At 69.6% G+C, this 21,781-nt stretch carries 22 protein-coding genes; 7 read left to right on the forward strand and 15 right to left on the reverse strand.

What is annotated here, in order from left to right:
• Nucleotides 1-370: 370 nt before the first annotated feature.
• Both IXW21_RS14035 and IXW21_RS14040 read right to left on the reverse strand, forming a co-directional pair.
• The gene (locus IXW21_RS14035; protein WP_194764881.1) at nucleotides 371-1,699 is read right to left on the reverse strand and encodes a hypothetical protein; all 1,329 of its coding nucleotides are present in this window, start codon (nucleotides 1,697-1,699) and stop codon (nucleotides 371-373) included.
• Nucleotides 1,700-1,752: 53 nt separating this feature from the next.
• The gene (locus tag IXW21_RS14040) at nucleotides 1,753-3,087 is read right to left on the reverse strand and encodes a cytochrome P450 (RefSeq protein WP_194764882.1); all 1,335 of its coding nucleotides are present in this window, start codon (nucleotides 3,085-3,087) and stop codon (nucleotides 1,753-1,755) included.
• A gap of 171 nt (nucleotides 3,088-3,258) precedes the next feature.
• On the opposite strand from IXW21_RS14040, the gene IXW21_RS14045 reads away from it, so the two are divergent.
• Nucleotides 3,259-3,696 carry an SRPBCC family protein gene (locus tag IXW21_RS14045; RefSeq protein WP_194764883.1) on the forward strand — a complete coding sequence of 146 codons (438 nt, stop codon included), beginning with the start codon at nucleotides 3,259-3,261 and terminating at the stop codon, nucleotides 3,694-3,696.
• A 105-nt stretch (nucleotides 3,697-3,801) separates the two neighbouring features.
• Here IXW21_RS14045 and IXW21_RS14050 read toward each other — a convergent pair whose 3' ends face one another.
• The 6 genes from IXW21_RS14050 to IXW21_RS14075 all read right to left on the reverse strand — a co-directional run bounded on the left by IXW21_RS14050 (nucleotide 3,802) and on the right by IXW21_RS14075 (nucleotide 9,369).
• Nucleotides 3,802-4,986 (reverse strand): alcohol dehydrogenase catalytic domain-containing protein, encoded by a 1,185-nt coding sequence (locus tag IXW21_RS14050; protein ID WP_194764884.1) that lies wholly within the window; start codon nucleotides 4,984-4,986, stop codon nucleotides 3,802-3,804.
• Nucleotides 4,987-5,005: 19 nt separating this feature from the next.
• On the reverse strand, nucleotides 5,006-5,266 hold the full coding sequence (locus IXW21_RS14055) for a hypothetical protein (RefSeq protein WP_194764885.1): 261 nt from the start codon (nucleotides 5,264-5,266) through the stop codon (nucleotides 5,006-5,008).
• Nucleotides 5,267-5,435: 169 nt separating this feature from the next.
• Nucleotides 5,436-6,527: an alkene reductase gene (locus IXW21_RS14060; protein WP_194765038.1), complete on the reverse strand. Its 1,092-nt coding sequence runs from the start codon at nucleotides 6,525-6,527 to the stop codon at nucleotides 5,436-5,438.
• 40 nt (nucleotides 6,528-6,567) lie between these two features.
• Nucleotides 6,568-7,083, reverse strand: coding sequence for a MarR family winged helix-turn-helix transcriptional regulator (locus IXW21_RS14065; RefSeq protein WP_194764886.1), 516 nt, complete (start codon nucleotides 7,081-7,083; stop codon nucleotides 6,568-6,570).
• A 107-nt stretch (nucleotides 7,084-7,190) separates the two neighbouring features.
• Nucleotides 7,191-7,646, reverse strand: a complete 456-nt coding sequence (locus IXW21_RS14070; protein WP_194764887.1) for a MarR family winged helix-turn-helix transcriptional regulator — start codon at nucleotides 7,644-7,646, stop codon at nucleotides 7,191-7,193.
• Between the two features lies 1 nt (nucleotide 7,647).
• Nucleotides 7,648-9,369, reverse strand: coding sequence for a DHA2 family efflux MFS transporter permease subunit (locus IXW21_RS14075; RefSeq protein ID WP_194764888.1), 1,722 nt, complete (start codon nucleotides 9,367-9,369; stop codon nucleotides 7,648-7,650).
• A 158-nt stretch (nucleotides 9,370-9,527) separates the two neighbouring features.
• Here IXW21_RS14075 and dinB point away from each other — a divergent pair, with 158 nt between their 5' ends.
• Nucleotides 9,528-10,724 (forward strand): DNA polymerase IV, encoded by a 1,197-nt coding sequence (gene dinB, locus IXW21_RS14080; protein WP_194764889.1) that lies wholly within the window; start codon nucleotides 9,528-9,530, stop codon nucleotides 10,722-10,724.
• A 4-nt stretch (nucleotides 10,725-10,728) separates the two neighbouring features.
• On the opposite strand, the gene IXW21_RS14085 is transcribed toward dinB, so the two are convergent.
• Entirely contained in the window at nucleotides 10,729-11,184 is a 456-nt protein-coding gene (locus tag IXW21_RS14085) for a MarR family winged helix-turn-helix transcriptional regulator (protein WP_194764890.1), read from the reverse strand.
• Nucleotides 11,185-11,356: 172 nt separating this feature from the next.
• Between IXW21_RS14085 and IXW21_RS14090 the strand changes: the two genes are divergently transcribed.
• Nucleotides 11,357-12,910, forward strand: a complete 1,554-nt coding sequence (locus IXW21_RS14090) for an MFS transporter (RefSeq protein WP_194764891.1) — start codon at nucleotides 11,357-11,359, stop codon at nucleotides 12,908-12,910.
• Nucleotides 12,911-12,968: 58 nt separating this feature from the next.
• Here IXW21_RS14090 and IXW21_RS14095 read toward each other — a convergent pair whose 3' ends face one another.
• Both IXW21_RS14095 and IXW21_RS14100 read right to left on the reverse strand, forming a co-directional pair.
• Nucleotides 12,969-13,556, reverse strand: coding sequence for a TetR/AcrR family transcriptional regulator (locus IXW21_RS14095; RefSeq protein WP_194764892.1), 588 nt, complete (start codon nucleotides 13,554-13,556; stop codon nucleotides 12,969-12,971).
• On the reverse strand, nucleotides 13,546-14,157 hold the full coding sequence (locus tag IXW21_RS14100; protein ID WP_194764893.1) for a sugar O-acetyltransferase: 612 nt from the start codon (nucleotides 14,155-14,157) through the stop codon (nucleotides 13,546-13,548). Before IXW21_RS14100 ends, IXW21_RS14095 begins: the two co-directional genes overlap by 11 nt.
• An 83-nt stretch (nucleotides 14,158-14,240) precedes the next feature.
• Here IXW21_RS14100 and IXW21_RS14105 point away from each other — a divergent pair, with 83 nt between their 5' ends.
• A complete protein-coding gene (locus tag IXW21_RS14105; RefSeq protein WP_194764894.1) occupies nucleotides 14,241-15,641 on the forward strand; it encodes a threonine/serine ThrE exporter family protein in 1,401 nt (466 codons plus the stop codon).
• Nucleotides 15,642-15,798: 157 nt separating this feature from the next.
• Nucleotides 15,799-16,971, forward strand: a complete 1,173-nt coding sequence (locus IXW21_RS14110) for a calcium:proton antiporter (protein ID WP_194764895.1) — start codon at nucleotides 15,799-15,801, stop codon at nucleotides 16,969-16,971.
• A gap of 80 nt (nucleotides 16,972-17,051) precedes the next feature.
• Here IXW21_RS14110 and IXW21_RS18450 read toward each other — a convergent pair whose 3' ends face one another.
• A complete protein-coding gene (locus IXW21_RS18450) occupies nucleotides 17,052-17,927 on the reverse strand; it encodes a LuxR C-terminal-related transcriptional regulator (RefSeq protein WP_194764896.1) in 876 nt (291 codons plus the stop codon).
• Nucleotides 17,928-18,021: 94 nt separating this feature from the next.
• Here IXW21_RS18450 and hxlB point away from each other — a divergent pair, with 94 nt between their 5' ends.
• Both hxlB and hxlA read left to right on the forward strand, forming a co-directional pair.
• On the forward strand, nucleotides 18,022-18,603 hold the full coding sequence (gene hxlB / locus IXW21_RS14120; RefSeq protein ID WP_194764897.1) for a 6-phospho-3-hexuloisomerase: 582 nt from the start codon (nucleotides 18,022-18,024) through the stop codon (nucleotides 18,601-18,603).
• 79 nt (nucleotides 18,604-18,682) lie between these two features.
• On the forward strand, nucleotides 18,683-19,306 hold the full coding sequence (hxlA, locus tag IXW21_RS14125; RefSeq protein WP_194764898.1) for a 3-hexulose-6-phosphate synthase: 624 nt from the start codon (nucleotides 18,683-18,685) through the stop codon (nucleotides 19,304-19,306).
• Between the two features lie 111 nt (nucleotides 19,307-19,417).
• Here the strand turns inward: hxlA and IXW21_RS14130 are convergent, their stop codons facing one another.
• Genes IXW21_RS14130 through IXW21_RS14140 form a run of 3 tightly spaced genes read right to left on the reverse strand, consistent with a single transcriptional unit; the run spans nucleotide 19,418 to nucleotide 21,755 of the window.
• Nucleotides 19,418-19,951 carry a gluconokinase gene (locus IXW21_RS14130; protein WP_323742262.1) on the reverse strand — a complete coding sequence of 178 codons (534 nt, stop codon included), beginning with the start codon at nucleotides 19,949-19,951 and terminating at the stop codon, nucleotides 19,418-19,420.
• Nucleotides 19,948-20,988 (reverse strand): zinc-binding dehydrogenase, encoded by a 1,041-nt coding sequence (locus IXW21_RS14135; protein ID WP_194764899.1) that lies wholly within the window; start codon nucleotides 20,986-20,988, stop codon nucleotides 19,948-19,950. Before IXW21_RS14135 ends, IXW21_RS14130 begins: the two co-directional genes overlap by 4 nt.
• A complete protein-coding gene (locus IXW21_RS14140) occupies nucleotides 20,988-21,755 on the reverse strand; it encodes a glucose 1-dehydrogenase (protein WP_194764900.1) in 768 nt (255 codons plus the stop codon). The genes IXW21_RS14135 and IXW21_RS14140 overlap by 1 nt, the downstream gene beginning before the upstream one ends.
• Nucleotides 21,756-21,781: the final 26 nt, after the last annotated feature.

A 21,781-nucleotide genomic window follows, 5' to 3' on the forward strand; every position in this document is an offset into this window, starting at 1 on the left:
CACCAAGGCCTGGTGGCACACCCAGCGCACCGCGCTGATCGCCCTGGCCATCGCCGCCGTCGCCGTGGTCGGCGCCTACGTGTGGCTCGACGTGATTCCCAGCATCCGTCAGACCGACCGTGTGATCGAGGCCGAATCCGCCGACGACTCCCGCATCACCATCTCGGGACAGGAGCTCTCGCTCGGCTTCGTGGAGTGGGGGGAGTTCGACGCCCCCGAGGGTTCGCGCACGCTGAGCGTGCGGCTGAGTGCCAGTGGTGGACCGGATGCCGCGTCGTGCGGCGTCGCGACCCTCACCGAGCAGTCGTCGTCGCGTACCTGGGTGAGCTCGCGGAACGGACTCGATCTGCCCGCGGGCCTGGACGCGAGTTCATGCGCCCCCGAGCCCGCGTCGCATCGCGTCCTGCTCATCTTCGTGCTGCCCGACGACGCCGAGGGGCCCTTCGTGCTCGACATCGAGGGCGACGACTCCGATCTCGCTCGGTTCACCGTCGACCCCTGACAGGCTCTCGATGCCTGACGGGTCGTCGATCCCTGACGGACGTGTGTCGAGCCCGGCTTTCGGCCGCCCGATCACGCCGTCGTATGCCGTGGCCACGATCGCCACACGCAACGGCTCGGCGATCGCAGCGATTTCCACGCTCACCAGCGGGAACACCCCCGCCCAGAACCACGTCTCGTGCCCGCCGATGACCTCCAGCACCCCGCGCGTCGCGGCCTGCTCGGCGAAGGCCCAGCAGGCGTAGGCGAGCGCGAACGCCCCGAACAGCACAGGTCCGCCGCGCCAGATCACGGTGACCGCAGCCCAGAGGCCCTCGAGTCTCATCACGAGTGTGCGCGCGACGCTCATCGCCGCGCCTCGCACGGCTCCCCCGGCGCCGCCCGCCCAGCGGGGGAACGACGGAGTCGAGTCGAACGCGGTGCCGAAGATCACTCCCGCGACCGTGAGCCACGTGGCGGGGACGAGAAGAGCCGCGACCACGATGCCGAAGAGCCAGGTCGCTCCTTCCCACACCGCCGCGATGGGCTCGAGGTTGATCGCGAACCAGTCGCCGAACGACTGCAGCCATCCCACGGCAGCGCGCTCCCCGACCCACCCGAGCACTCCGTTCCACCATCGCGCGACCAGCACGAAGAGCATGAAGGTCCAGAGCACCTCGGTGTAGACCGCCAGACCCACCGTCCACCGCGGCAGGCGGGCGGCGAAGCGGGTGAACAGCAGTCGGGCGATCAGTGCGATGACCAGCACCGCCACCGGCAGCACTCCGACCGCGATCAGCCCGCCACGGTCACCGAGCTGATCTGCCTGCATGCCGGTGCTCTCGAGCCCGACGGCGACGGCGATGCGGAAGAAGTCGATCAGGTCGGCATCGAGCAGACCCCACGCGGTGTAGAACGCGAAGAACGGGAGGATCGCCGCGAGAGACGCCGAGGCGAACTCTCGCGGGCCACCGGCATCCTCCCTGCGGCTGTGCGGCAGCGATGGTCTCACCGTGAGGTACATCGCGACGTACGCGAAGAGCCGTGCAGCCACGGCCAGCGGCAGCAGAAGCAGTCCGCCGAGCGAGGTGTGACCGCCGACGAATCCGGCGAGCTCCACCAGCAGCCGATGCAGCGCCTCACCACCGAGATACCAGGCCATGAGCGCGACGCCGTGCCGCGCGAGGATGCGCCCGAAGGTGCGGAAGGCCTGGGTCATGGGTCCTACGGTATCGGTCGCCGTGCTCGGAGGCGCCGCTGTGAGGTGTCAGCTCAATGGAACGGACAGCGCCCGGATGCCGTCGCCGACCGCACGCGTCCTCCGGACCGCGGCTTGGTGGGGAGCCGGCGTCGGTCGACGTCGAGACCGTCGCCGAGGATGCGCAGGTCGGGGTCGCTCAGCACGGCGATGGCGGCGGAGAGTCCTGCGATGGCCAGCTTCTCTCCCGGGCAGCGGTGGCCGGTCGCGACGTCGGAGCCGCCGTGCGGGATGAAGGCGGCGAGCGCCTCATAGTCGTCGGCCACATCGCGGAACCGTTCGGGGTCGAAGGTCTCGGCGCGCGCCCAGAACCGGTCGTCGGTGTCGGTGCCGAGGATGTCGAGCACCACTCGCCCTCCTGCGTCGACGCTCTGCCCGTCGAGCTCGATGTCGGTGAGCGCCCAGCCGGGCAGCATCGGCACGAACGGCGCGGTGCGACGCACCTCCTGGGCGAACATGACCGCGAGCGGGCCGCCGACCACGGCGCCTCGTTCGTCGGCCTCTGCGGCGATGCGGTCGCGCCAGTCCGGACGGTCGTGGAGCTCCTTCGCGGCGAAGGCCACGAAGCGGGCGACCGCGATCATCGGGCGGATGCTGTTCTGCAGCTCGACACCGGCGACGCGGGCGTCGAGCAGATGGCCGTTCTCGTCGCGGTGATGCGCCCACTGCTCGAGCGCCGTTCCGGGTTCGGCATGCAGCGAGCCGTGGCGCACGGCCTCGATCAGCCGGGCGGAGTGGCGGTCGGACCACCAGCGGTTCGCGAGAGCGACGAGGTATTGCGGAGAGTAGGGGGAGCCGAAGCCGTCGACGATCTGTGCGAGCCTCGCCGACCAGCGTGTCCTGGCATCCGCCGTGCCGGGGAGCCCGGCCCAGCTCATGATCGCTCGACCGAGGGCCCCGACCGCGGCGTCGTAGGCGCTGCGGGTGCCTCCGGCGATCCACGACGCCCTCTCCCGCGCCCATTCGGTCTCGAGCAGAGGCGTGAGACGTGCGACCTGGGCATCCTCGTAGGCGACGTCGATGAAGGTCGCCTTGCGGTGCCGGTGCTCATCGCCGTCGAGGCTGTGCACCGAGCCGTGCCCGAACAGCGATTCCTGCACGATCGCGGGCATCGCGCCGTGGCGCGCGATTCGGTCGGCGTCGTAGAACAGCTCGACCCCCTCGACCCCGCGCACGAACACGGCCTCGCGACCGAGCAGCCGCATCGGCGCTGCGCGTGCCCCCGGTGCGACGCGCTGCCAGAGCCGGGCGCCGAAGCCGTAGCCGTGCGTGAGCAGCGCGGGTGCGTCGTCGCGCGCGAGGTCGGTGAGGCGACGCACGGCGCGAGCGGAGAGGTCGGTGAGGGTCATGTGCCGACGTTCGCAGACGCGGCGCACTCTTCACAGGGGGAGGCGCACGAGGGAGGCCTGTGCTAGCGGTCGCGCGAGCGGGCGCATCCCTTCGCCGCCCTGCCCTGTCGTCAACCCCCTTCGCGTCGGGCCGAGGTGCAGGCACGATACAGACACGAGAGAGGGGCCGTCATGGCTGAGAACGTCCGCATCATGAAATGCACCCCGGACGATGTGTTCCGAGTCCTGGGGAACGGCTGGCTCTATCCGGCCTGGGTGGTCGGCGCGTCGCGCATGCGCGAGGTCGAAGAATCCTGGCCGCAGCCGGGCGCGGAGCTGCACCACTCGGTGGGTGTGTGGCCGGCGCTGCTCGACGACACGACCGTCATCGAGGAGTGGGAGCCGCCGCACCGCATGGTGATCCGCGCGCGCGGGTGGCCGATCGGTGAAGCACGCGTCACGCTGCGCGTGCGATCGTACGACGGTGGCGCGATGGTGCGCATCGACGAGGAGCCGGTGAAGGGACCCGCCACGCTGCTCCCCTCGCTCGTGACGACGCCGCTGCTGCGCCTCCGCAACGCCGAGACCCTGCATCGTCTGGCGTACCTCGCCGAGGGTCACGCGGACTGAACGAGCGGCCTCGCACTGCGTGAACTCTCACTGCTCCTCACGCCCGTCGCGTCTCAGATCGACGACCCGTCGTCGGCTTCATCGCACTCTTCTTCCGCGGGCGGATCACACCGCCGACGGATGCAGCACGACCTTGATGCAGCCGTCCTCCTTGCGCTGGAAGGTCTCGTAGAGCGCCGGAGCGTCATCGAGCGGAGCCTCGTGCGTGGTCAGGTCCATCACACCGAGCGGATCATCGATCGCCTCGACGAGCGGCATGATGTCGTCGACCCAGCGCTTGACGTTGCACTGCCCCATCCGCAGAATCACCTGCTTGTCGAACATGGTCTTCATCGGCATGAGGTCGGCGTCGCCCGCATAGACACCGCTCAGTGACACCGTGCCACCGCGTCGCACGACGTCGATCGACGTGTGCAGGGCGGCCAGCCGGTCGATGCCCGCCTTGTCGAACACCTGACGAGCCAGGGGGTCTGGCAGCAGTCCGACGGCCTTCTGCACCAGCGATACGCCGGGATTGCCGTGCGCCTCCATGCCGACGGCGTCGACGACGGCATCCGCTCCCCGTCCCTCTGTGAGGTCACGTAGCTGGTCGGTGATGTCGTCGGTCAGGTCGAACACCTGCGCTCCGTGCCGCGCCGCCATCTCGCGACGCTCCGGCACCGGATCGACCGCGAGCACGCGATATCCACGATGCGCCCCGATGCGGGCGACGAACTGCCCGACGGGTCCGAGTCCCATGACGGCGAGGGTGCCTCCGTCGGGGACGTGCGCGTACTCGACCCCCTGCCATGCCGTCGGCAGGATGTCGCTGAGGAAAAGGTATCGCTCATCGGGCAGGTCGGAGGCGACCTTGATGTGATTGTGGTCGGCGAGCGGGACGCGCAGATAGTCGGCCTGTCCGCCCGGAACCTGTCCGTAGAGCTTCGTGTACCCGAACAGCGATGCGCCGCTGCCATACTCGCGCACCTGGGTCGTCTCGCACTGAGACTGGAGTCCTCGCACGCAGAAGAAGCAGTGCCCGCAGGAGATGTTGAACGGCACCACCACGCGGTCGCCGACCGCTAGACGGGTGACCTCACTGCCGACTTCGACGACGACGCCCATCGGCTCGTGCCCGAGGATGTCACCCCGGTCGAGGAACGGGCCGAGCAGTTCGTAGAGATGGAGGTCGGATCCGCAGATGGCGGACGACGTGATGCGGACGATCGCGTCGGTCGGGTGCTGGATCACGGGATCCGGCACCTCGTCGACGGAGACGGAGCGGGCTCCCTGCCAGGTGAGTGCTTTCATGGACGCGTCCCCCGCTCTCTCAGTAGTCCCAGTCGAGCGGACCGGCGGTGAGCGGCAGGTAGCGGGCATCCTCCGTCGCCCGCTCCGGCTGTACGGTCACCACGACTCGGGTGCCGGCACAGACGAGCACGCTGACCAGGTCGTTCCCGGCGGTGAAGTCGACGAATGCCGGGTCGGACTTCGCCGCGATCTCGATTCGATCCATCAGATCCACGAGGTCCTGTTCGGGCGCCAGCACGAACTGGTCGTCATCGAACGCGATCCGGGTCTGCTTCTTCATCTTCTCCCCCTTTGATCGGGAGACGTGAATGCGCCTCTCTCAGAGAACGCTACGAAGCAGCAGCCCGGTCACGAAGGGCCTTGCGTGATCGGACCCATCGTGCTCCCCCCCCCGGGAGGCGCGCTCCTCGCGGGCGCGCCTCCCGACAGGAGCACGGGGACAGAACGACTCAGCTCGCGTCGGCGCGCGCGACCTCGAGAGACGGGTAGTCGGTGTACCCCTCGGCGGTGCGGCCGTAGAACAGCGCGGGGCGCGGCTCGTTGAGCTCGGCATCCTCGCGCCAGCGCGCGACCAGGTCGGGGTTCGCGATCGCAGGCCGGCCAGCGGCGACGGCATCCGCCCATCCTTCCGCCACGAGGGTCTCGGCCTCATCACGGGTCGTGGATGCGGCGAAGCCCGAGTTGATGATCAGCGGCGCACCGAGGGTGCGGCGGATGCGCTGCACGAGCTCACTCGTCGGTGCGGCGTTCAGTACGTCGACGAACGCGAGGCCGAGCGGAGAAAGGCCCTCGGCGACGGCGAGGTAGGTGGCGAGCGCGTCGGCGTCGTCTTCTTCGAGCACGCCCTGGATGTTGTGCTGCGGCGAGAGACGGATGCCGGTGCGGTCGGCGCCGACGGCTTCGGCGACGGCGGCCGTGACCTCGATCGCGAAGCGGGCGCGGTTCTCGGGCGATCCGCCGTACTGGTCGTCTCGGATGTTCGACACCGGCGAGAGGAACTCCTGCACGAGGTAGCCGTTGGCGCCGTGCACCTCGACGCCGTCGAGTCCGGCAGCGATCGCGTTGCGCGCCGCCTGCACGAACTGCTCCACGACCTCGGGGATCTCCTCGAGGGTCAGCGCGTGCGCGACCGGCATGGCGGCCTTGCCCTCGGGCGTGTGGGTCTCACCGGGCGCGGCGAGCGCGCTCGGTGCGACGACGCGCGACTGACCCGAGATCGCCGGATGCGAGACGCGGCCGCCGTGCATCAGCTGCATGACGATCGTGCCGCCCGCCTCGTGCACGGCATCCGCGATGCGGCGCCATCCCTCGATCTGCTCGGGCGTGACGATGCCCGGCTGTCCGGAGTACGACTTGCCCTCGGCCGCGGGCCACGTGCCCTCGGTGATGATGAGCCCGAATCCTGCGCGCTGGCGGTAGTACTCGACCATCGTCTCGGTGGGCACGCCCGCATCATCGGCGCGGGTGCGGGTCAGCGGCGCCATGACGACGCGGGTGGACAGCGGAAGGGCGCCGAAGGCGGCGGGCTCGTAAAGACTCACAGTGAGGGACAAGGCCCACCGCTCGCCGGGTATTCCCCGATCAGGATGCCGGGCTGTCGCCCTCTGCGGCCTGCGATCCCTCGGCGGTGGCTGCTGCGGGCGCCACCGGGACCTCGCCGCCCAGGTCGGAGAGAAGGCGCGTGAAGTGGTCGAGATCCTCGGCCGACCAGCGGCGCAGCTTCTGCCCCAGGCGTGCCTCGTAGCGTGACCGCGCGACCGCGACGCGCTCCTGCGCGAGCTCGGTGGCCACGAGCACACGGGCCCGACGGTCGTCGGGATCCCGGACGCTCTCGACCAGGCCCAACTGTTCGAGCTGGCGCACCTGACGACTGACGGCCGACTTGTCGGTCTGCAGCCGCTCGATGATCGCACCGGCCGAGGTGGCCTTGCCCGTGGCGATCGAGGTCAGCACCTGGTAGCCGAGCGGCTGCAGGTCGGGATGCACGGTGATCGCCGCCTCGCGCCAGCTCACGCGGATGCGGGCGAAGAGCCGGCCGAGCTCGTGCTCCACGCGGGAGACGGCCTCATCGAGGTCGGCGCTGTCGGAGGCACTCATGCTCGCCAGCTTACGGCGTGGTCAGATCCGTTCGAATCGCTCACTGTGCAGTTCCGGCGGGCGAGAATCTGCAAAGTGAGCGATTCGAAACAGGGGACGGGGCACGGTCAGACCTCCGACAGCAGCCGGAAGACCTTCGACGCGGCGTGGATCTCGTCGGGGGTCAGCTCGGCGAGGACCGACCTCAGGCGCAGACCGTGGTCCTGCCGCAGCTCGGCGAGCGCGGCCTGGGCGGCCGGCGTCGCCGTGAGCACCCGCAGGCGACCGTCGCGCTCGTCGGGCCGCGACTCGATGAGGCCCAGCTCCTCGAGCATCCGCACCTGCCGGCTGATGACCGACTTGTCCATCTCGAACCGCTCGGCCAGCTCATGCGCGTTGGCGGTGCCCGCCCGTTCGATGAAGGTCAGCAGCTTGTAGCCGCCGACCTGCAGATCGGGGGCGATGCGGGCCGCCGACTCCCTCCAGAGCGTCCGAGTCCTCGCGAAGATGAGGTTCAGATGACCCTGGAGGTCGCCGATCGCGTCCTCGAGGTCCGGCGCCGTGACGGCCTCCGTGGCGACCATGTCAGCCCCTCGGCTCCCGGCCCTCGCGCTCGGCTTCACGCTCGAGCACGGTCACCGAACCGGTCGCCGTGGCGGCACCTGACGTGCGGATCGTTCCGGTCGAGAGGTTCGCACCGACCTCGGCCCCGGCGACGTCGATCGCCGAGTCCTCGGCCTGATCGCGCAGCTGCTCGGCGGCGTTCTTGGTCGACAGCGGCTTGTTCTTGATGAAGGCGATCGCGATGACCGAGATCACGGCGAGGGGGATCGCGATGATGAACGAATCGGCGATGCCGTGCCCGTAGGCGCTCTCGACGATCGCGCGGATCGTGTCGGGCAGCTGCGTGACCTTCGGCACGTCGCCCGAGGCGAGGTGCGTGAGGGCGTCGACCTCGTCGGGGGTGGTCGGCGTGAAGCCCTTGAGCGCGTCGGTCATGTAGTTCGCGACGCTCGTCGACAGCATGGCTCCCATGACGGTGACGCCGATGGTGCCGGCGATCGTGCGGAAGAAGTTGACGTTCGACGAGGCCGCGCCGAGCTGCTGCGGGGCGGTGTCGTTCTGCACGATGAGGGTCAGGTTCTGCATCACCATGCCGAGACCGGCACCGAGCACGAACATGTAGACCGCCACCAGCGGGAACGGGGTGTCGTAGCGCAGCGTCGCCATAAGCGAGACGCCGACCGTGGTGAGGACGGAACCCGTGACCATCCAGCCCTTCCACTTGCCGAAGCGGCTGACGAGCTGGCCGATGATGATCGACGCGCCCATCTGACCGATGATCATCGGGATGGTCATGAGACCCGACTCGGTCGGCGTGGCGCCGCGGGCGAGCTGGAAGTACTGCGCGAGGAACACCGAGGTGGCGAACATCGAGACGCCGATCGCGATGGACGCGATGACCGACAGGGTGAAGGTGCGGTTGCGGAACAGCGACATCGGGACGATCGGTTCCTTGACGAAGAACTCGACCGTGATGAACGCGGCGATCGCGACACCGGCGATGACGGCGAGCATGATGCTCGTCGACGAGTCCCAGTCGAACTGGCTGCCACCCATCGAGACCCAGATCAGCAGGGTCGAGACGCCGACGGCGAGGAGCACGATGCCGAAGTAGTCGATCGAGACCTTGCTGTCGCGCTGCGGCTTCGGCAGGTGCAGCGTGAACTGCAGCAGCACGAGGGCGAGCAGGGCGAAGGGAACGCCGACGAAGAAGTTGGAGCGCCAGCCCCAGACGTCGGTGAGGAGGCCGCCGAGCAGCGGGCCGCCGATCGTGCCGAGCGCCATGATGCCGCCGACGACGCCCATGTACTTGCCGCGCTCACGCGGCGAGATGATGAGCGCGACCGCGATCATGACGAGCGACATCAGACCGCCGACGCCGATGCCCTGGATCACGCGGACGGCGATGAGCATGTTCGTGTCGGTCGAGAAGCCGGCGATCACCGTGCCGACGGTGAAGAGGATGAGCGAGATCTGCACGAGGATCTTGCGGTCGACGAGGTCGGCCAGCTTGCCCCAGATCGGAGTGGAGACGGCGGTCGCCAGAAGGCTCGCGGTGATGACCCAGGTGTACTGGGACTGCGTGCCGCCGAGGTCGGCGATGATGACCGGCATCGAGGTCGACACCACGGTGCCCGAGAGCACGGCGACGAACATGCCGACGACGAGACCGGAGATCGCGGTGAAGACCTCGCGCGGAGACCGAGTCGCCTCGGGCGCGGAGGATGAGGGAATAGCTGTCACAGTGGTGAGACTCCTGTGTAGAAAGTTGATTGGTGTCAACCATATCTTGATCGTTGATCTAGTGCAACTGTCGATGCGGGTCAACTATTCCCGGATCGCGCCTGGAGCCGTGATGTCGGTGGCTCGTGCGACGATCTGCCCGTCGAGAGGAGCTCAGGATGCGGGGCGAGGCCACCGTGCTGCATGCCGATCTCGACGCGTTCTACGCCTCGGTCGAGCAGCGCGATGCCCCCGAGCTGCGCGGCAGACCGGTGATCGTCGGCGGCGGGGTCGTGCTCGCCGCGAGCTACGAGGCCAAGGCCCGCGGAGTGCGCACCGCGATGGGCGGCCGTCAGGCGATGCAGCTCTGCCCCGAGGCGACGGTCGTACCGCCGCGGATGGATGCCTACAGCGCGGCCAGCAGAGACGTGTTCGCGATCTTCCGCGACACCACTCCGCTCGTCGAGGGCCTGTCGATCGATGAGGCGTTCCTCGAGGTCGGCGGCCTGCGCCGCATCGCCGGCACCCCCGAAGCCGTCGCCGCCGCGCTGCGCGAGCGGGTGCGCGTCGAGGTGGGACTCGCGATCTCGGTCGGGGTCGCCCGCACGAAGTTCCTCGCCAAGGTCGCGAGCGCGGTGAGCAAACCCGACGGCCTGCTCGTCGTCGACCCCGATCGCGAAGAGCAGTTCCTGCACCCGCTGCCGGTCGAGCGGCTCTGGGGCGTGGGCGCGGTCACCGCAGAGAAACTGCACCGGCTGGGCATCCACACGGTCGGGCAGCTCGCCGAGCTCGAGGCGGCGACAGCCGAGAGACTGCTCGGCTCGGCGACCGGCGGGCACCTGCACGCGCTCGCCCGGTTGCGCGATCCACGACCGGTCGACACGACCCGACGCCGCGGATCGATCGGTTCGCAGCGCGCGCTCGGCACCGGCCCCCGATCGGCCGAGGAGCTCGACCTGATCCTCACGCAGATCGTCGACCGCCTCGCCCGCCGCCTCCGCGACGGCGAGCGCACCTGCCGCACGGTCGTGCTGCGCCTGCGCTTCGGCGACTACACGAAAGCCACCCGCTCGCGCACCGCCGGGCTCGCCACCGTGCGCACGGCGACCCTGCTCACGATGGCCCGCACCCTGCTGACCGCCGCGATGCCCCAGATCGAGGCGAGGGGGGTGACCCTCATCGGCGTCTCACTCACCCAGCTCGATCGCGCGACGCACCTGCAGCCCGAGCTGCCGATCGACTGGGGCGACGGCGAGCGCATCGACACGGCGCTCGACGCGATCCGCGACCGCTTCGGCGCGCAGTCGCTGGGGCGCGCGACTCAGATCGGGCGCGACCCCGGCTGGTCGACGCCGGTGCTTCCCGAGCACGAGTGAGCGCTCACTCGCCGCGGGGATCCTCCCCGATGGCTCGCGCAAGGCGCGACAGCGCGTCGGAGATCGACACGACTTCGCGCACGAGATCGGCGGATGCCGTGCGCAGCCGCTCCGAGCGATGAGCGCGCACCACCGCGACATCTCGACGCGCCTCCTCTGTCAGGGTGAACCCCGCGCCCCGTCCGTCCGCGGCGGGGGCCCGCACGAGCAGGGATTCCCGCTCGAGGGCGTGCAGCGTGGCACTGACATTGCTGCGCTGCAGGTCGATGCTCCGAGCGATCTGCGTCGCCGTGACCCCGGGAGTCACCGCGACCTCGTGCAGCACGAGGATCTCGCGCGGGGTCAGTCGACGCCTGCCGGGAAGTTCGAGGCCGCGCGGCTCGATGCGGTTGGCGATCGAGATCACGGCATCGGCGAACCGCTCGAGTTCCGCATCCGGAATTAGCGTCGAGGCATCCATTTGTGTATTATTTCATACGCTTCTGAGGGAGCGCGACCGGCACGAGGGCCGACCGCGCTCGTGTAGCCGTCGTCGCTGCCACCCAGGTCCTCCGGGCACCCGACGGCGCTCCTCGCGAAGCTCTGTGCTCGTCGCGCCCTGCATCCGACCGACCGACGAAAGCACTCATCTCATGACCTCCACCGCCGCATTCACGGCACCGCAGCGCAAGGCCCTGCGCGGGCATCCGATCGCCACCCTCATCGCCGTCTCACTCGGCCTGTTCATGGTGGGCCTCGATGCCACCGTCGTCTCGATCGCGAATCCCGCGATCGCCGCCTCGCTCGGCACCTCGTTCACCCAGCTGCAGTGGATCACCCACGCGTACCTGCTCGGCCTGGCCGTGTGCCTGATCGTCGGCGGCACGCTCGGCGACCGCTTCGGCCGCCGCCGCGTCTACATCGTCGCGGTGATCGCGTTCGCCGTCACCTCCGTCGCGATCGGCCTCGTCGGCAGCGCCGCAGGTGTGATCGCGTTCCGCGCCCTGCAGGGCGTCAGCGCCGCGCTGCTCATGCCGCAGACCCTGTCGATCCTGCGCGCGACCTTCCCCCGCGAGAAGTTCGGCATGGCGGTCGGCATCTGGGGCGGGGTCTCGTCGGTGGCGATCGCCGCCGGCCCGATCGTGGGAGGCGCGCTCGTGGCCACCCTCGGCTGGGAGTCGATCTTCTTCATCAACGCGCCCATCGCCGTGATCACGGTGATCGTCACCGCACTCGTGGTGCGCGAATCGACCGCGGGCAGCTCCACGGTGCGCTTCGACGTACCCGGAGTCATCCTGCTCGCCATCGGGCTGGCCGGCGTCGTGCTCGCGATCGTGCAGTCCGAGGATTGGGGCTGGGGCGACGCGCGCACCCTGCTCGTGCTGGGTGGCGCACTGGTGGTGCTCGCCGTGTTCGTGCTGGTCGAGCTGCGCAGCGCCCACCCGCTGCTGCCGATGTCGCTCTTCCGCGAGCCGGGCTTCTCGATCGGCGGACTCGCCGTCGGCGCGAACTTCTTCGCGCTGCTCGGCGTGACGTTCTTCCTGAGCCTCTTCCTGATGAACCTGCGCGGGGTCGAAGGCGTCGTGGCGGGCATCATGCTGCTGCCGCTGTCGGCCGTGTCGATCATCGCCTCGCCCATCGGCGCCGTGCTCGTCAGCCGCCTCGGCACGCGGGTGACCATGACCGTCGGACTCGCGCTCGTGGCCGTGTCGCTCGTGGCGCTCACGCCGATCGGCGTCGACACTCCGTACATCGCGATGGCGATCCCCTTCGTCGCGCTCGCGCTCGGCGTGGGCCTCACCATGACGGCAGGCGCGGATGCCGTGGTCGGCAGCGCCCCCGTGCATCTCGCCGGTGTCGCCGGCGGGTTCCAGGCCACGATGCTGCAGCTGGGCGGCGCGCTCGGCACCGCCGTGTTCGCCTCGGTCGTCGGAGCCGGCAGCGCACGGGGCGCCGCCGACCTCGACCTCACCGCCGCGCTGACCGACGAGCTCGCCCAGGGAATCGTGCCCGCGGGTCTCGGCGGCGAGGCCACCGCCGTCGCCCAGGATGCGTTCCTGTCAGGACTCCACTCGGCGATGCTCGTCGGCGCGGGCGTCACCGCGGTGGTCGCGGTGCTCGCCGCGGTGCTGTTGCGCACCGCGCGCCGCCACACCGCGCAGCAGGTCGTCGTCGAGACCGTCGAAGGGTCGGTCGGGTCGCACTGATCATGCCGTGGGGATGCTGCATGGCATCCCCACGCACCGCTCCGGCGCCTGCGAGCAGCTACACGGTGCTCTCGCTGGACCGACCGGCGATCCGATCCACCGCATCCTCGACCTCGGCTGTGCCTCTGGGCTCGTCGTCGAGGGCGCGGTGGATCGACACGCCCTCTATCATCGCGTCGAGCAGCTTCGCCGTCTCCGGATCGAAGTGCCGCTCGAGGGCCGCGCGGCTGCGTCGCATCCAGGCCGTCGTCAACGCCCGGTACGAGGGCTCGCGGGCAGCGAGCGTATAGAGCTCATGCGACAGCACGAGTTCGCTCCTGCCGCGCGCCACGTCGTCGAGGATGATCGCGACGACCGCGGCTCGGGCTGACGACGGATCGGATGCCGCGGCCATGCGCTCCTCGAATCGCGAGCTCACCGTGGTGGCGAACCTCGTGAAAGCCTCGTGCAGCAGTTCGTCGATCCCCGCGAAGTGATAGGTCATCGACCCGAGCGGCACTCCGGCGGCCGCGGCGATGCGACGATGCGACGCGCCGGCCACCCCGGACTCGGCGATCACGTCGAGGCACGCGGTGATGATGCGCTCCCGACGCTCCGGGTCGTTCCTGCGACCGCTGCGGGATCCGGTCGCGGACTCAGACGGCATGCTCGACACCGATGCTCCTCACGACACGGGCCGGACTCCCCACCGCGACGACATTCGCGGGGATGTCCTTCGTGACGACCGACCCCGCGCCGATCACGCTGTTCTCGCCGATCGTGACCCCCGGGCAGACGATCACCCCGCCGCCGAGCCAGACGTTGTCACCGATGGTGATCGGTTCGGCGGCCTCGAGCTTGTCTCGACGCATGGTCGGATCGATCGGGTGCGTGGGCGTGAGCAGCTGCACGTTCGGCCCGATCTGGCAGTCGGCGCCGATGGTGATCGCCGCGACGTCGAGCGCCGTCAGATTGAAGTTCACGAAGGTGCGTGCGCCGATCGAGATGTGGTCGCCGTAGTCGACGTGCAGCGGCGGGCGGATCGCGACGCCCTCCCCCAGATCGCCGATGAGGTCTTCGAGCCATCCGCGTGCAGCGGGGTCGCCAGCCAGCGTCTGACGCTGATAGAGATCGGCGAGCCGGGCGGCCCGCGCCGAGCGCCGCTCGATCTCGGGGTCGTCGGCGATGTAGAGGTCACCGGCGAGCATCCGCTCCCGGTTCGTGCGGGGGTCGCCTGCGAAGTAGTCCGTCGTGCCGTCGTGCGTCATGGGTCGAGGATAGCAATTCTGCGTACGTCCGTACCCATCTCTGTGCATCTGGCCTCGGACCCTGCCGATGACAGAATGGACGGATGTCCCCGAACCCCCACCGGCGACTGCTCGCCTCGATGCGCAGGATCCTGCACACCGACCCCTCCTCCGTCGCGCACACCGAGGCCATGCCCGTGATCGACGAGCGCACGGTGCCCCGCGTTCTCGATCTCGCGACGCGCATCGGCGAGGCGATGTTCGCGGTCGGCGCCTCGGCGCACGAGGTGACGCTCGCGATCATCCGGGTGTGCGATGCCTACGGGATGCGCGGGGTGCAGGTCGACGTGACCTACAACTCCATCACCGTGTCGTTCCACCTGAGCGGCGAGGTCTGGCCCGAGACGCTCGTGCGGGTCGTGCGCGTCGCCGCCCCCGATCACGACAAGCTGCAGCGGGTGCAGGCACTCGTGGCCGACATCGCCGACGGGCTCGACCTCGAGTCGGCGCGCACGGCGTTCCGCGTCATCCGCCGGGTGCCGTTCCGCTATCAGCAGCCCGTCGTGGTCGTGGCGCGCGCACTGCTCGCGGTCGGCGTCAGCATCATGCTCGGCGCCTCGCCGATCATCGTCGGACTCACCTTCATCGCCGCGCTCGGAGCCGCCGTCACGCAGGCGGGTCTCGCGCGCATCCGGGTGCCGCTCTTCTTCAGCCAGATCGCGGGAGGACTCGTCACGACGGTCGTCGCCGTGGCGGTGTCGGCGCTCGGCGCGGCGGGAATCGAGCCCTTCGTCGGCATCCGCCCCTCGATCATCGTCGCCTCGGGAATCGTGCTCATGCTGGCCGGGCTCACGGTGGTGGGCGCCGCGCAGGACGCGATCGACGGGTTCGCCCTGACCGCCGGCGGTCGCATCCTCGACCTGACCATGCAGACGCTCGGCGTCGTGATCGGCATCCTCGTGGGCCTGCAGCTCGGCAGCGTGCTCGGGTTCACGATGGACCTCCCCGACGACCCCGCACCCTTCGGGCCCCTGCTGAACCAGTTCACGGGTGCCATCATCATCGCGGTCGCGGTCGCGGTGTTCAACGGAGCGGGAATCCGCATCATCCTGGTGAGCGCACTGCTCAGCGCCATCACGATCGCCGGATACGCGGGCATGATCGCGCTGCAGCTGCAGCCGGCCGCCGCGAGCGCGATCGGCGCCCTGCTCGCGAGCTTCGTCGGGGTGCTGATCGCCCACAACCTGCACGTGCCGTCGGTCGCCGTGACGACGGCGGCGATCGTGCCGCTCGTGCCCGGAGTCGCGGTGTTCCAGGGTCTGCTCGAGATGGTGCACGCTGCCGGCACGGCGACGGGAGTGCTCGGCATCGGCGGCTCGCTGGTCGATGCGGTGGTGATCGGGATCGCCCTCGCATCGGGCGCCTCCCTCGGGCTGTATCTCGGCACCCCGGTGCGAGCCACGCTCAACGGCGTCACGAAGACACGCGCCCGCGCGCGGCGCTGACCCTGCACAGCCCGTGATCAGGCACTGACCTGCAGATGATCAGGTGCCGCGCACCCCGCTCGCGTACCATCGAGGCAGAACGCTGACACAGCACCGCGACCGGGACGACCCGGGCGCCTCTCTCATCGGGGACGGCCCCGCTTCGAAGGAGCTGCGGATGTCTCACACCTCACAGACTCGACTGGTCGGCGCCACCGACATAGGACGTATCGTGCTCGGCTGGGGCGCCTTCGGCGTCCTGCTTCTCATCCATCCGGTGATCGCCGCTCCCGCACCCGCGCCGACGCTCATCGTCGCGCTCGCGGTCATCATCGCCGTGATCGTCGCGTGCGCCTTCGGCGTCGTCAAGCAGGCCGAAGCACTGGCCCACAAGCTCGGCGACCCGTACGGCTCGCTCGTGCTCACGCTCTCGATCGTGCTGATCGAGGTGATCCTGATCTCGGCGGTGATGCTCGGTCCGGGCGAGCACGCCACGATCGCCCGCGACTCGGTCATGGCCGTCGCGATGATCATCCTCAACCTGGTCATCGGACTCTGCCTGCTGCTCGGCGGTCTGCGCCGCGGCGCCATGGCCCACAACCGCACCGGCACCTCGGCCTATCTCGCGATGCTCATCGTGCTCGGATCCCTCGCCTTCGCCCTGCCCGCGCTGATCGGCGAGGCCGGGTCGTACACGCTCGGGCAGGCGATCCCGATCATCATCCTGACGCTCGCGCTCTACGCGTTCTTCCTCTACCGGCAGATGGGTGCCCAGGCGTCCGACTTCACCGAGGTCGACGAGCGGCTGCGCGCGGGCGCGGGTTCACCGGATGCGCTTTCGTCGGATGCGGATGCGGATGCGACATCGGGCGGGATCGTCGCGGTGCTTCGGGAGAACCGCCGCGAGGTCGTCACCCGGCTCGCACTGCTCGTCGTCACCGTCGTGCCGATCGTCCTGCTGTCGCACGACATGGCCGCACTACTCGACGACGGACTCGGGCGTCTCGGTGCTCCCCCGGCCCTCGCCGGCGTGCTGATCGCGATGATCGTCTTCCTGCCCGAGTCCATCACCTCGGTGAGAGCCGCTCTCGGCGGCGAGGCGCAGCGCGTGAACAACCTCTGCCACGGCGCCCTCGTCTCGACCGTCGGACTCACGATTCCCGCGGTGCTGATCATCGGGATGCTGACCGGGCAGACCGTGATCCTCGCCGAGTCGCCCGCGAACCTGCTGATGCTCGCCGTGACGCTGCTGCTGTCGGTGGCGACGTTCAGCGCGAAGCGCGTCACGGCGATGCACGGCGCGGCGCATCTGGTGACATTCGCGGCGTACGTGCTGATCCTGTTCAGCTGAAATCCGCGTCGTTCTCGCGCTGACCGACATCTGCCCGACAGGAGGGGTCGACCCACCCGTTCGGGTAGTCACACCGATCGTCAGCCGCGAACCACGGCCGCGAGCTCGGCGCGCGAGGTCGCACCGGATTTGCGCAGCAGGTTGGAGACGTGGAACTTGACGGTGTTCTCGCTCACACCCAGGCTCGCGGCGATCTCACGATTGCGTCGGCCGGACGCGACGAGGCGAAGCACATCTCGTTCGCGAGGGCTCGCATCGATCGCGTCGGGGAGCTCGTCGGGTTCCGCGGGCGGATCGAGCGGCAGTCGGATGCTGACCTCGGAGCCCCACCCCGGCGTCGATGCGACCGACAGGTCTCCGGTGAGGGATGACACCTGCTCGGCGATCGGGCGCAGAACGTCGTCGTGCGGCGTGAGCTCGCCGCTGCCGTCATCACGGATCGCGATGAGCAGGTTGAGCCCATCGCAGTCCCACTGGATGCGCACGCGTCGGGTCTCGCCGCGGTCGACGATCGCCAGCACCGTGCTGCGCACGATCGAACGGGCCGAGTGGGCGATCTCGCCGGGCAGGGCGCGCCCGTTCGCGGGCGGTTCGACGAACTGCACATCGAGCTCGCTGAAACGCACGAGCGGACGCAGGTCGCTCTGCAGGCGCTCGAACGCCCCGGTCACGGGTTCGAGCCCGGATCCCAGCTCGTCGTTCAGCGTGCGCAGACCGACGAGGGCTCCCGCCGCGACATCGACGGCGATGGTCCGGGCGGACCGATCGTCGAGGCGCGGGGAGCGCAGGGTCGCGAGCAGCGATTCGAGGGTCAGAGCGTAGCGGTCACGCTGCTCGGCGAGGGCTCGAGCATGATCCGCGGCCACGCGACGCGAGGTGGGGTTCGTGGTCTCGATCGGGCTCGTGGTCTCGGTCGGGCTCGTGGTGTCGGTCGGGGCTGTCGCGTCCGCGGTCATAGCCCCCTACTCTAATCCGACCTACCCGTTCGAGTAGTCGATTCCATTCGGATGCAGGAGCGCGGGGCCGAGCGCGGAGGTCGATAGTGGAGGGATGACGACCTCCGCCACCATCTCGACCGGCGCCGCGATCTCCCTCATCGCGAACGAAGTGCTTCGCGCCGCGGAGCGCACCGGCGTCGCATCCGCCCGCAGCCTCGACGATCTCGCCGACCTGATCGACGGTGCTCCCCGCGTCTTCGTGATCGGAGCCGGTCGCTCGGGCATCGCCCTGCGGATGACCACCATGCGACTGATGCACCTGGGCCTCGACGTGCATCTGGTCGGTGAGGTCACCACCCCGGCGATCACCGCCGGCGACGTGCTGATCACCGCGAGCGGCTCCGGAACCACCGACTCGATCGTGCGCGCGGCGCAGCGTGCGAAATCCGTGGGCGCCCGCATCGGTGTGGTCACCACCGCCGAGGACTCCCCCCTCGCGGCCCTGGCCGATGTCTGCGTCGTCGTGCCCGCCGCACAGAAGCTCGACCGATCGGCGACCGCCTCGGCGCAATACGCCGGTGGGCTGTTCGAGCAGGTCGTCGTCGTGATCGGCGACGGACTCTTCCACTCACTGTGGCAGCGGCGGGGGTCGTCAGCCGACGAGCTGTGGGAGCGCCACTCGAATCTCGAGTGAGCGCCTCGTCCCTCTCTTCCCTCTCACTCACCTCGATCCGTCGATCCCGATCGACACCCTCACCAGAACGGAACACACCATGAAGCTGCAGTTCGCCATCGACACCCTGAGCACCGAGAAGGCTCTGGAGCTGGCCGCGGCCGCCGCGCCGCACGTCGACATCCTCGAGCTCGGCACCCCGCTCATCAAGAGCGAGGGCCTCTCGGCCATCACCGCCCTCAAGAACGCGCACCCCGACAAGATCATCTTCGCCGACCTCAAGACGATGGATGCCGGCGAGCTCGAGGCCGACATCGCCTTCGGCGCCGGGGCCGACCTGGTCACCGTGCTCGGCGCCGCAGACGACAGCACCATCGCGGGTGCCGTCAAGGCCGCGACCACGCACGGCAAGGGCATCGTCGTCGACCTGATCGGCGTGGCCGACAAGCCCGCGCGCGCTCAGCAGGTCATCGCCCTCGGCGCGGAGTTCGTCGAGATGCACGCCGGACTCGATGAGCAGGCGCAGGAGGGCTACTCCCTCGACAGCCTGCTGACCGACGGCACCTCGGCGGGAGTGCCGTTCTCGGTCGCCGGCGGCGTCAACGCCTCGAGCATCGCAGCCGTGCAGTCGTCGGGCGCGAGCATCGCGGTCGCGGGCAGCGCGATCTACTCGGCACCGAACGTCGGCGAGGCCGCTGCGGAGCTGCGCGCTGCGATCGCCTGACACCGGCGAGAAGCATACGAACCGCGGATGGGAGCGTCGGCTCCTGTCCGCGGTTCTGCGTCTGTTCCCGGGGAGGTTCCGGCTGAGGCGACCGGATCGGGTGACCGACGCTCAGCGACCGGTGAGTGCAGGAGCCGCACGGATCGCGCGCTCGGCGACCCCGGTGATGGCATCCACGCTCTGCGCGGCACTCACGACGAGCCCGCTCTCGTCCGTGCCGAGGGGCTCGAGTGTGGCGAGTTGCGAGTCGAGCAGCGAGAGGGGCATGAAGTGCTCGGACCGCACGACCATCCGCTGCGCGAGAACCTGCTTCGTCGCTTCGAGGTGCACGAAGAACACGTCGGGCGCATGGCGTCGCAGCACGTCGCGATACGACGCCTTGAGCGCGGAGCACGCCACGACCAGCCCCGTGAGGCGATGCCGGGCGAGCTCCTCACCGACGATCGCCAGCCAGGGCGCTCGGTCGTCGTCGGTGAGCGGGACACCACGAGACATCTTCTCGACGTTCGCCGCGGGATGCAGATCATCCGCGTCTCGGAAGGGAACGCGCAGCCGATCGGCGAGCGCCGCTCCGGTCGTCGACTTTCCGCACCCGGACACTCCCATGACCACGACCAGCGGACCCGATATGATCGCCGCACTCACCGTGCACGACCGAACTGCAGGAGGACCTTGCTCGATTCCGTCGCATCCGCCGCGATCTCGAACGCCGCGGCGGCCGAACGCCAGGGCTTCACGTGGCTGATCACGGGCGCGATGTGCAGGGCCCCCGCGGCGAGCGCGGCGATCACCTCGTCGATCTCGTCGTTGAAGCGGAACGACCCCAGCAGGTCGAGTTCCTTCGCGATCGCGAGGGCGACCTGCACGGGCTGCGGGCCGCTGGGCAGCAGGCCCACCATCGCCACGACTCCGCCACGCGTCGCCGCACGGATCGCCGTGTCGAGGCCCCGATGACTGCCTGAGGACTCGACGACGACGTCGGCATCGATCGCCGCGACATCCGCCTCATCGGGCTGCTTCAGCGCGATGTCGGCACCGAGTTCCTGCGCGACACGGAGCGGGCGGTCGTGCAGATCCACTGCCGTGATGTGCCGCGCCCCACGGGCCTTGAGCACCGCGATCGTCAACAGACCGATGGGCCCGCAGCCGACGACCAGCGCCGACAGGCCTGTGACATCGCCGATCCTATTGACGGCGTGCCAGGCGACGCTCGCGGGCTCGATGAGTGCGGCATCCTTCAGATCGACGCCCTCCGGCAGAGTGCGCAGCATCCGGGTCGGCATCGCCACCCGGTGCGCGAACGCACCGTCTCGATGCGGGAACCGGGCGGCCGATCCGAGGTACCCGCCACCTGAGATGTTCGGCCGATCGACCGGGTGGCGCACGTACTCCTTCGCCGGTGTCGCCGGATGCACGGCGACGCGTGCGCCCTCCCACGGACCGCTGCCGTCGGCGGCGGCACGGCTCACGACTCCGACGACCTCGTGTCCGAGCACCATCGGCGCGCGCAGGACCGACTCTCCGGCAGCGCCGTGCGTCCAGTAGTGCAGATCCGAGCCGCAGATGCCGCCGTAGACCACGTCGACGACAGCCTCGTCGGGTGCGGGAACGGGCTCGGCGATCTCGTCGATGCGAAGGTCACCGGCCTCGTGGATCACGATCGCGTGCGGTGCGGTGGTCATCAGACGACCGCCGTCATGCCGCCGTCGACGAACACGACCTGTCCCGTCACGAAGCGCGATGCGTCCGACGCGAGCCACACCACCGCACCGCCGATGTCCTCGGGTTCTCCCCACCGCCCGACGGGCGTGCGACCGAGGACCCAGGCGTTGAAGTCCGGATCGTCGACGAGCGCCTGCGTGAGCTCGGTGCGGATGTACCCCGGTGCCACACCGTTCACCCGCACTCCGCTTCCCGCCCACTCAGCGGTCATCGCCTTGGTGAGATTGCGCAGGCCGCCCTTGGCGGCCGTGTACGCGCCGATGGTCGGGCGGGCGAGGTCGGTCTGCACGGAGCAGATGTTGACGATCGCGCCACTCCCCCGCTCGACCATCGCACGCGCCGCAGTCCTCCCCACGAGGAAAGCGCTCGTCAGATCGGTGCGGATCACACGCTCCCAGTTCTCGAGACTCACCTCGAGCATCGGCTCCCGGTGCTGCAGACCGGCGTTGTTCACGAGGATGTCGATCGGCCCGATGGCCTCGATGCCCCGGATGCCGTCGACGACCGACGCCTCGTCGGTCACGTCGAACGCTGACGTAGACACCGCATCGGCGCCGAACTCGTCCGCGAGCGGCGCCGCAGCAGCGGCGACCCCCGCGGCAGCGCGGCCGTGGATGACGACGTGGGCGCCGCTCTCGAGGAGCGACCGTGCGATCGCGAGGCCGATGCCGCGGCTCGACCCTGTGACGAGGGCGCGGCGACCGGTGAGGTCGAACGGGTTGGTCATGATCTCTCCGTTGCTGATCAGTGGAC

It is taken from the genome of Microbacterium sp. UFMG61 (genome assembly GCF_015354505.1).
GTDB lineage: Bacteria > Actinomycetota > Actinomycetes > Actinomycetales > Microbacteriaceae > Microbacterium.

What these genes read in the sequence shown, in the direction of transcription:
- IXW21_RS14035 (WP_194764881.1), bottom strand. Translation starts at nt 1,699, where the DNA reads ATGACCCAGGCCTTCCGCACCTTCGGGCGCATCCTCGCGCGGCACGGC.
- IXW21_RS18450 (WP_194764896.1), bottom strand. Translation starts at nt 17,927, where the DNA reads ATGACCGCGGACGCGACAGCCCCGACCGACACCACGAGCCCGACCGAG.
- IXW21_RS14105 (WP_194764894.1), top strand. Translation starts at nt 14,241, where the DNA reads ATGTCCCCGAACCCCCACCGGCGACTGCTCGCCTCGATGCGCAGGATC.
- IXW21_RS14045 (WP_194764883.1), top strand. Translation starts at nt 3,259, where the DNA reads ATGGCTGAGAACGTCCGCATCATGAAATGCACCCCGGACGATGTGTTC.
- hxlA (WP_194764898.1), top strand. Translation starts at nt 18,683, where the DNA reads ATGAAGCTGCAGTTCGCCATCGACACCCTGAGCACCGAGAAGGCTCTG.
- dinB (WP_194764889.1), top strand. Translation starts at nt 9,528, where the DNA reads ATGCGGGGCGAGGCCACCGTGCTGCATGCCGATCTCGACGCGTTCTAC.
- IXW21_RS14070 (WP_194764887.1), bottom strand. Translation starts at nt 7,646, where the DNA reads ATGGTCGCCACGGAGGCCGTCACGGCGCCGGACCTCGAGGACGCGATC.
- IXW21_RS14100 (WP_194764893.1), bottom strand. Translation starts at nt 14,157, where the DNA reads ATGACGCACGACGGCACGACGGACTACTTCGCAGGCGACCCCCGCACG.
- hxlB (WP_194764897.1), top strand. Translation starts at nt 18,022, where the DNA reads ATGACGACCTCCGCCACCATCTCGACCGGCGCCGCGATCTCCCTCATC.
- IXW21_RS14065 (WP_194764886.1), bottom strand. Translation starts at nt 7,083, where the DNA reads ATGAGTGCCTCCGACAGCGCCGACCTCGATGAGGCCGTCTCCCGCGTG.
- IXW21_RS14050 (WP_194764884.1), bottom strand. Translation starts at nt 4,986, where the DNA reads ATGAAAGCACTCACCTGGCAGGGAGCCCGCTCCGTCTCCGTCGACGAG.
- IXW21_RS14110 (WP_194764895.1), top strand. Translation starts at nt 15,799, where the DNA reads ATGTCTCACACCTCACAGACTCGACTGGTCGGCGCCACCGACATAGGA.
- IXW21_RS14140 (WP_194764900.1), bottom strand. Translation starts at nt 21,755, where the DNA reads ATGACCAACCCGTTCGACCTCACCGGTCGCCGCGCCCTCGTCACAGGG.
- IXW21_RS14040 (WP_194764882.1), bottom strand. Translation starts at nt 3,087, where the DNA reads ATGACCCTCACCGACCTCTCCGCTCGCGCCGTGCGTCGCCTCACCGAC.
- IXW21_RS14055 (WP_194764885.1), bottom strand. Translation starts at nt 5,266, where the DNA reads ATGAAGAAGCAGACCCGGATCGCGTTCGATGACGACCAGTTCGTGCTG.
- IXW21_RS14085 (WP_194764890.1), bottom strand. Translation starts at nt 11,184, where the DNA reads ATGGATGCCTCGACGCTAATTCCGGATGCGGAACTCGAGCGGTTCGCC.
- IXW21_RS14135 (WP_194764899.1), bottom strand. Translation starts at nt 20,988, where the DNA reads ATGACCACCGCACCGCACGCGATCGTGATCCACGAGGCCGGTGACCTT.
- IXW21_RS14090 (WP_194764891.1), top strand. Translation starts at nt 11,357, where the DNA reads ATGACCTCCACCGCCGCATTCACGGCACCGCAGCGCAAGGCCCTGCGC.
- IXW21_RS14095 (WP_194764892.1), bottom strand. Translation starts at nt 13,556, where the DNA reads ATGCCGTCTGAGTCCGCGACCGGATCCCGCAGCGGTCGCAGGAACGAC.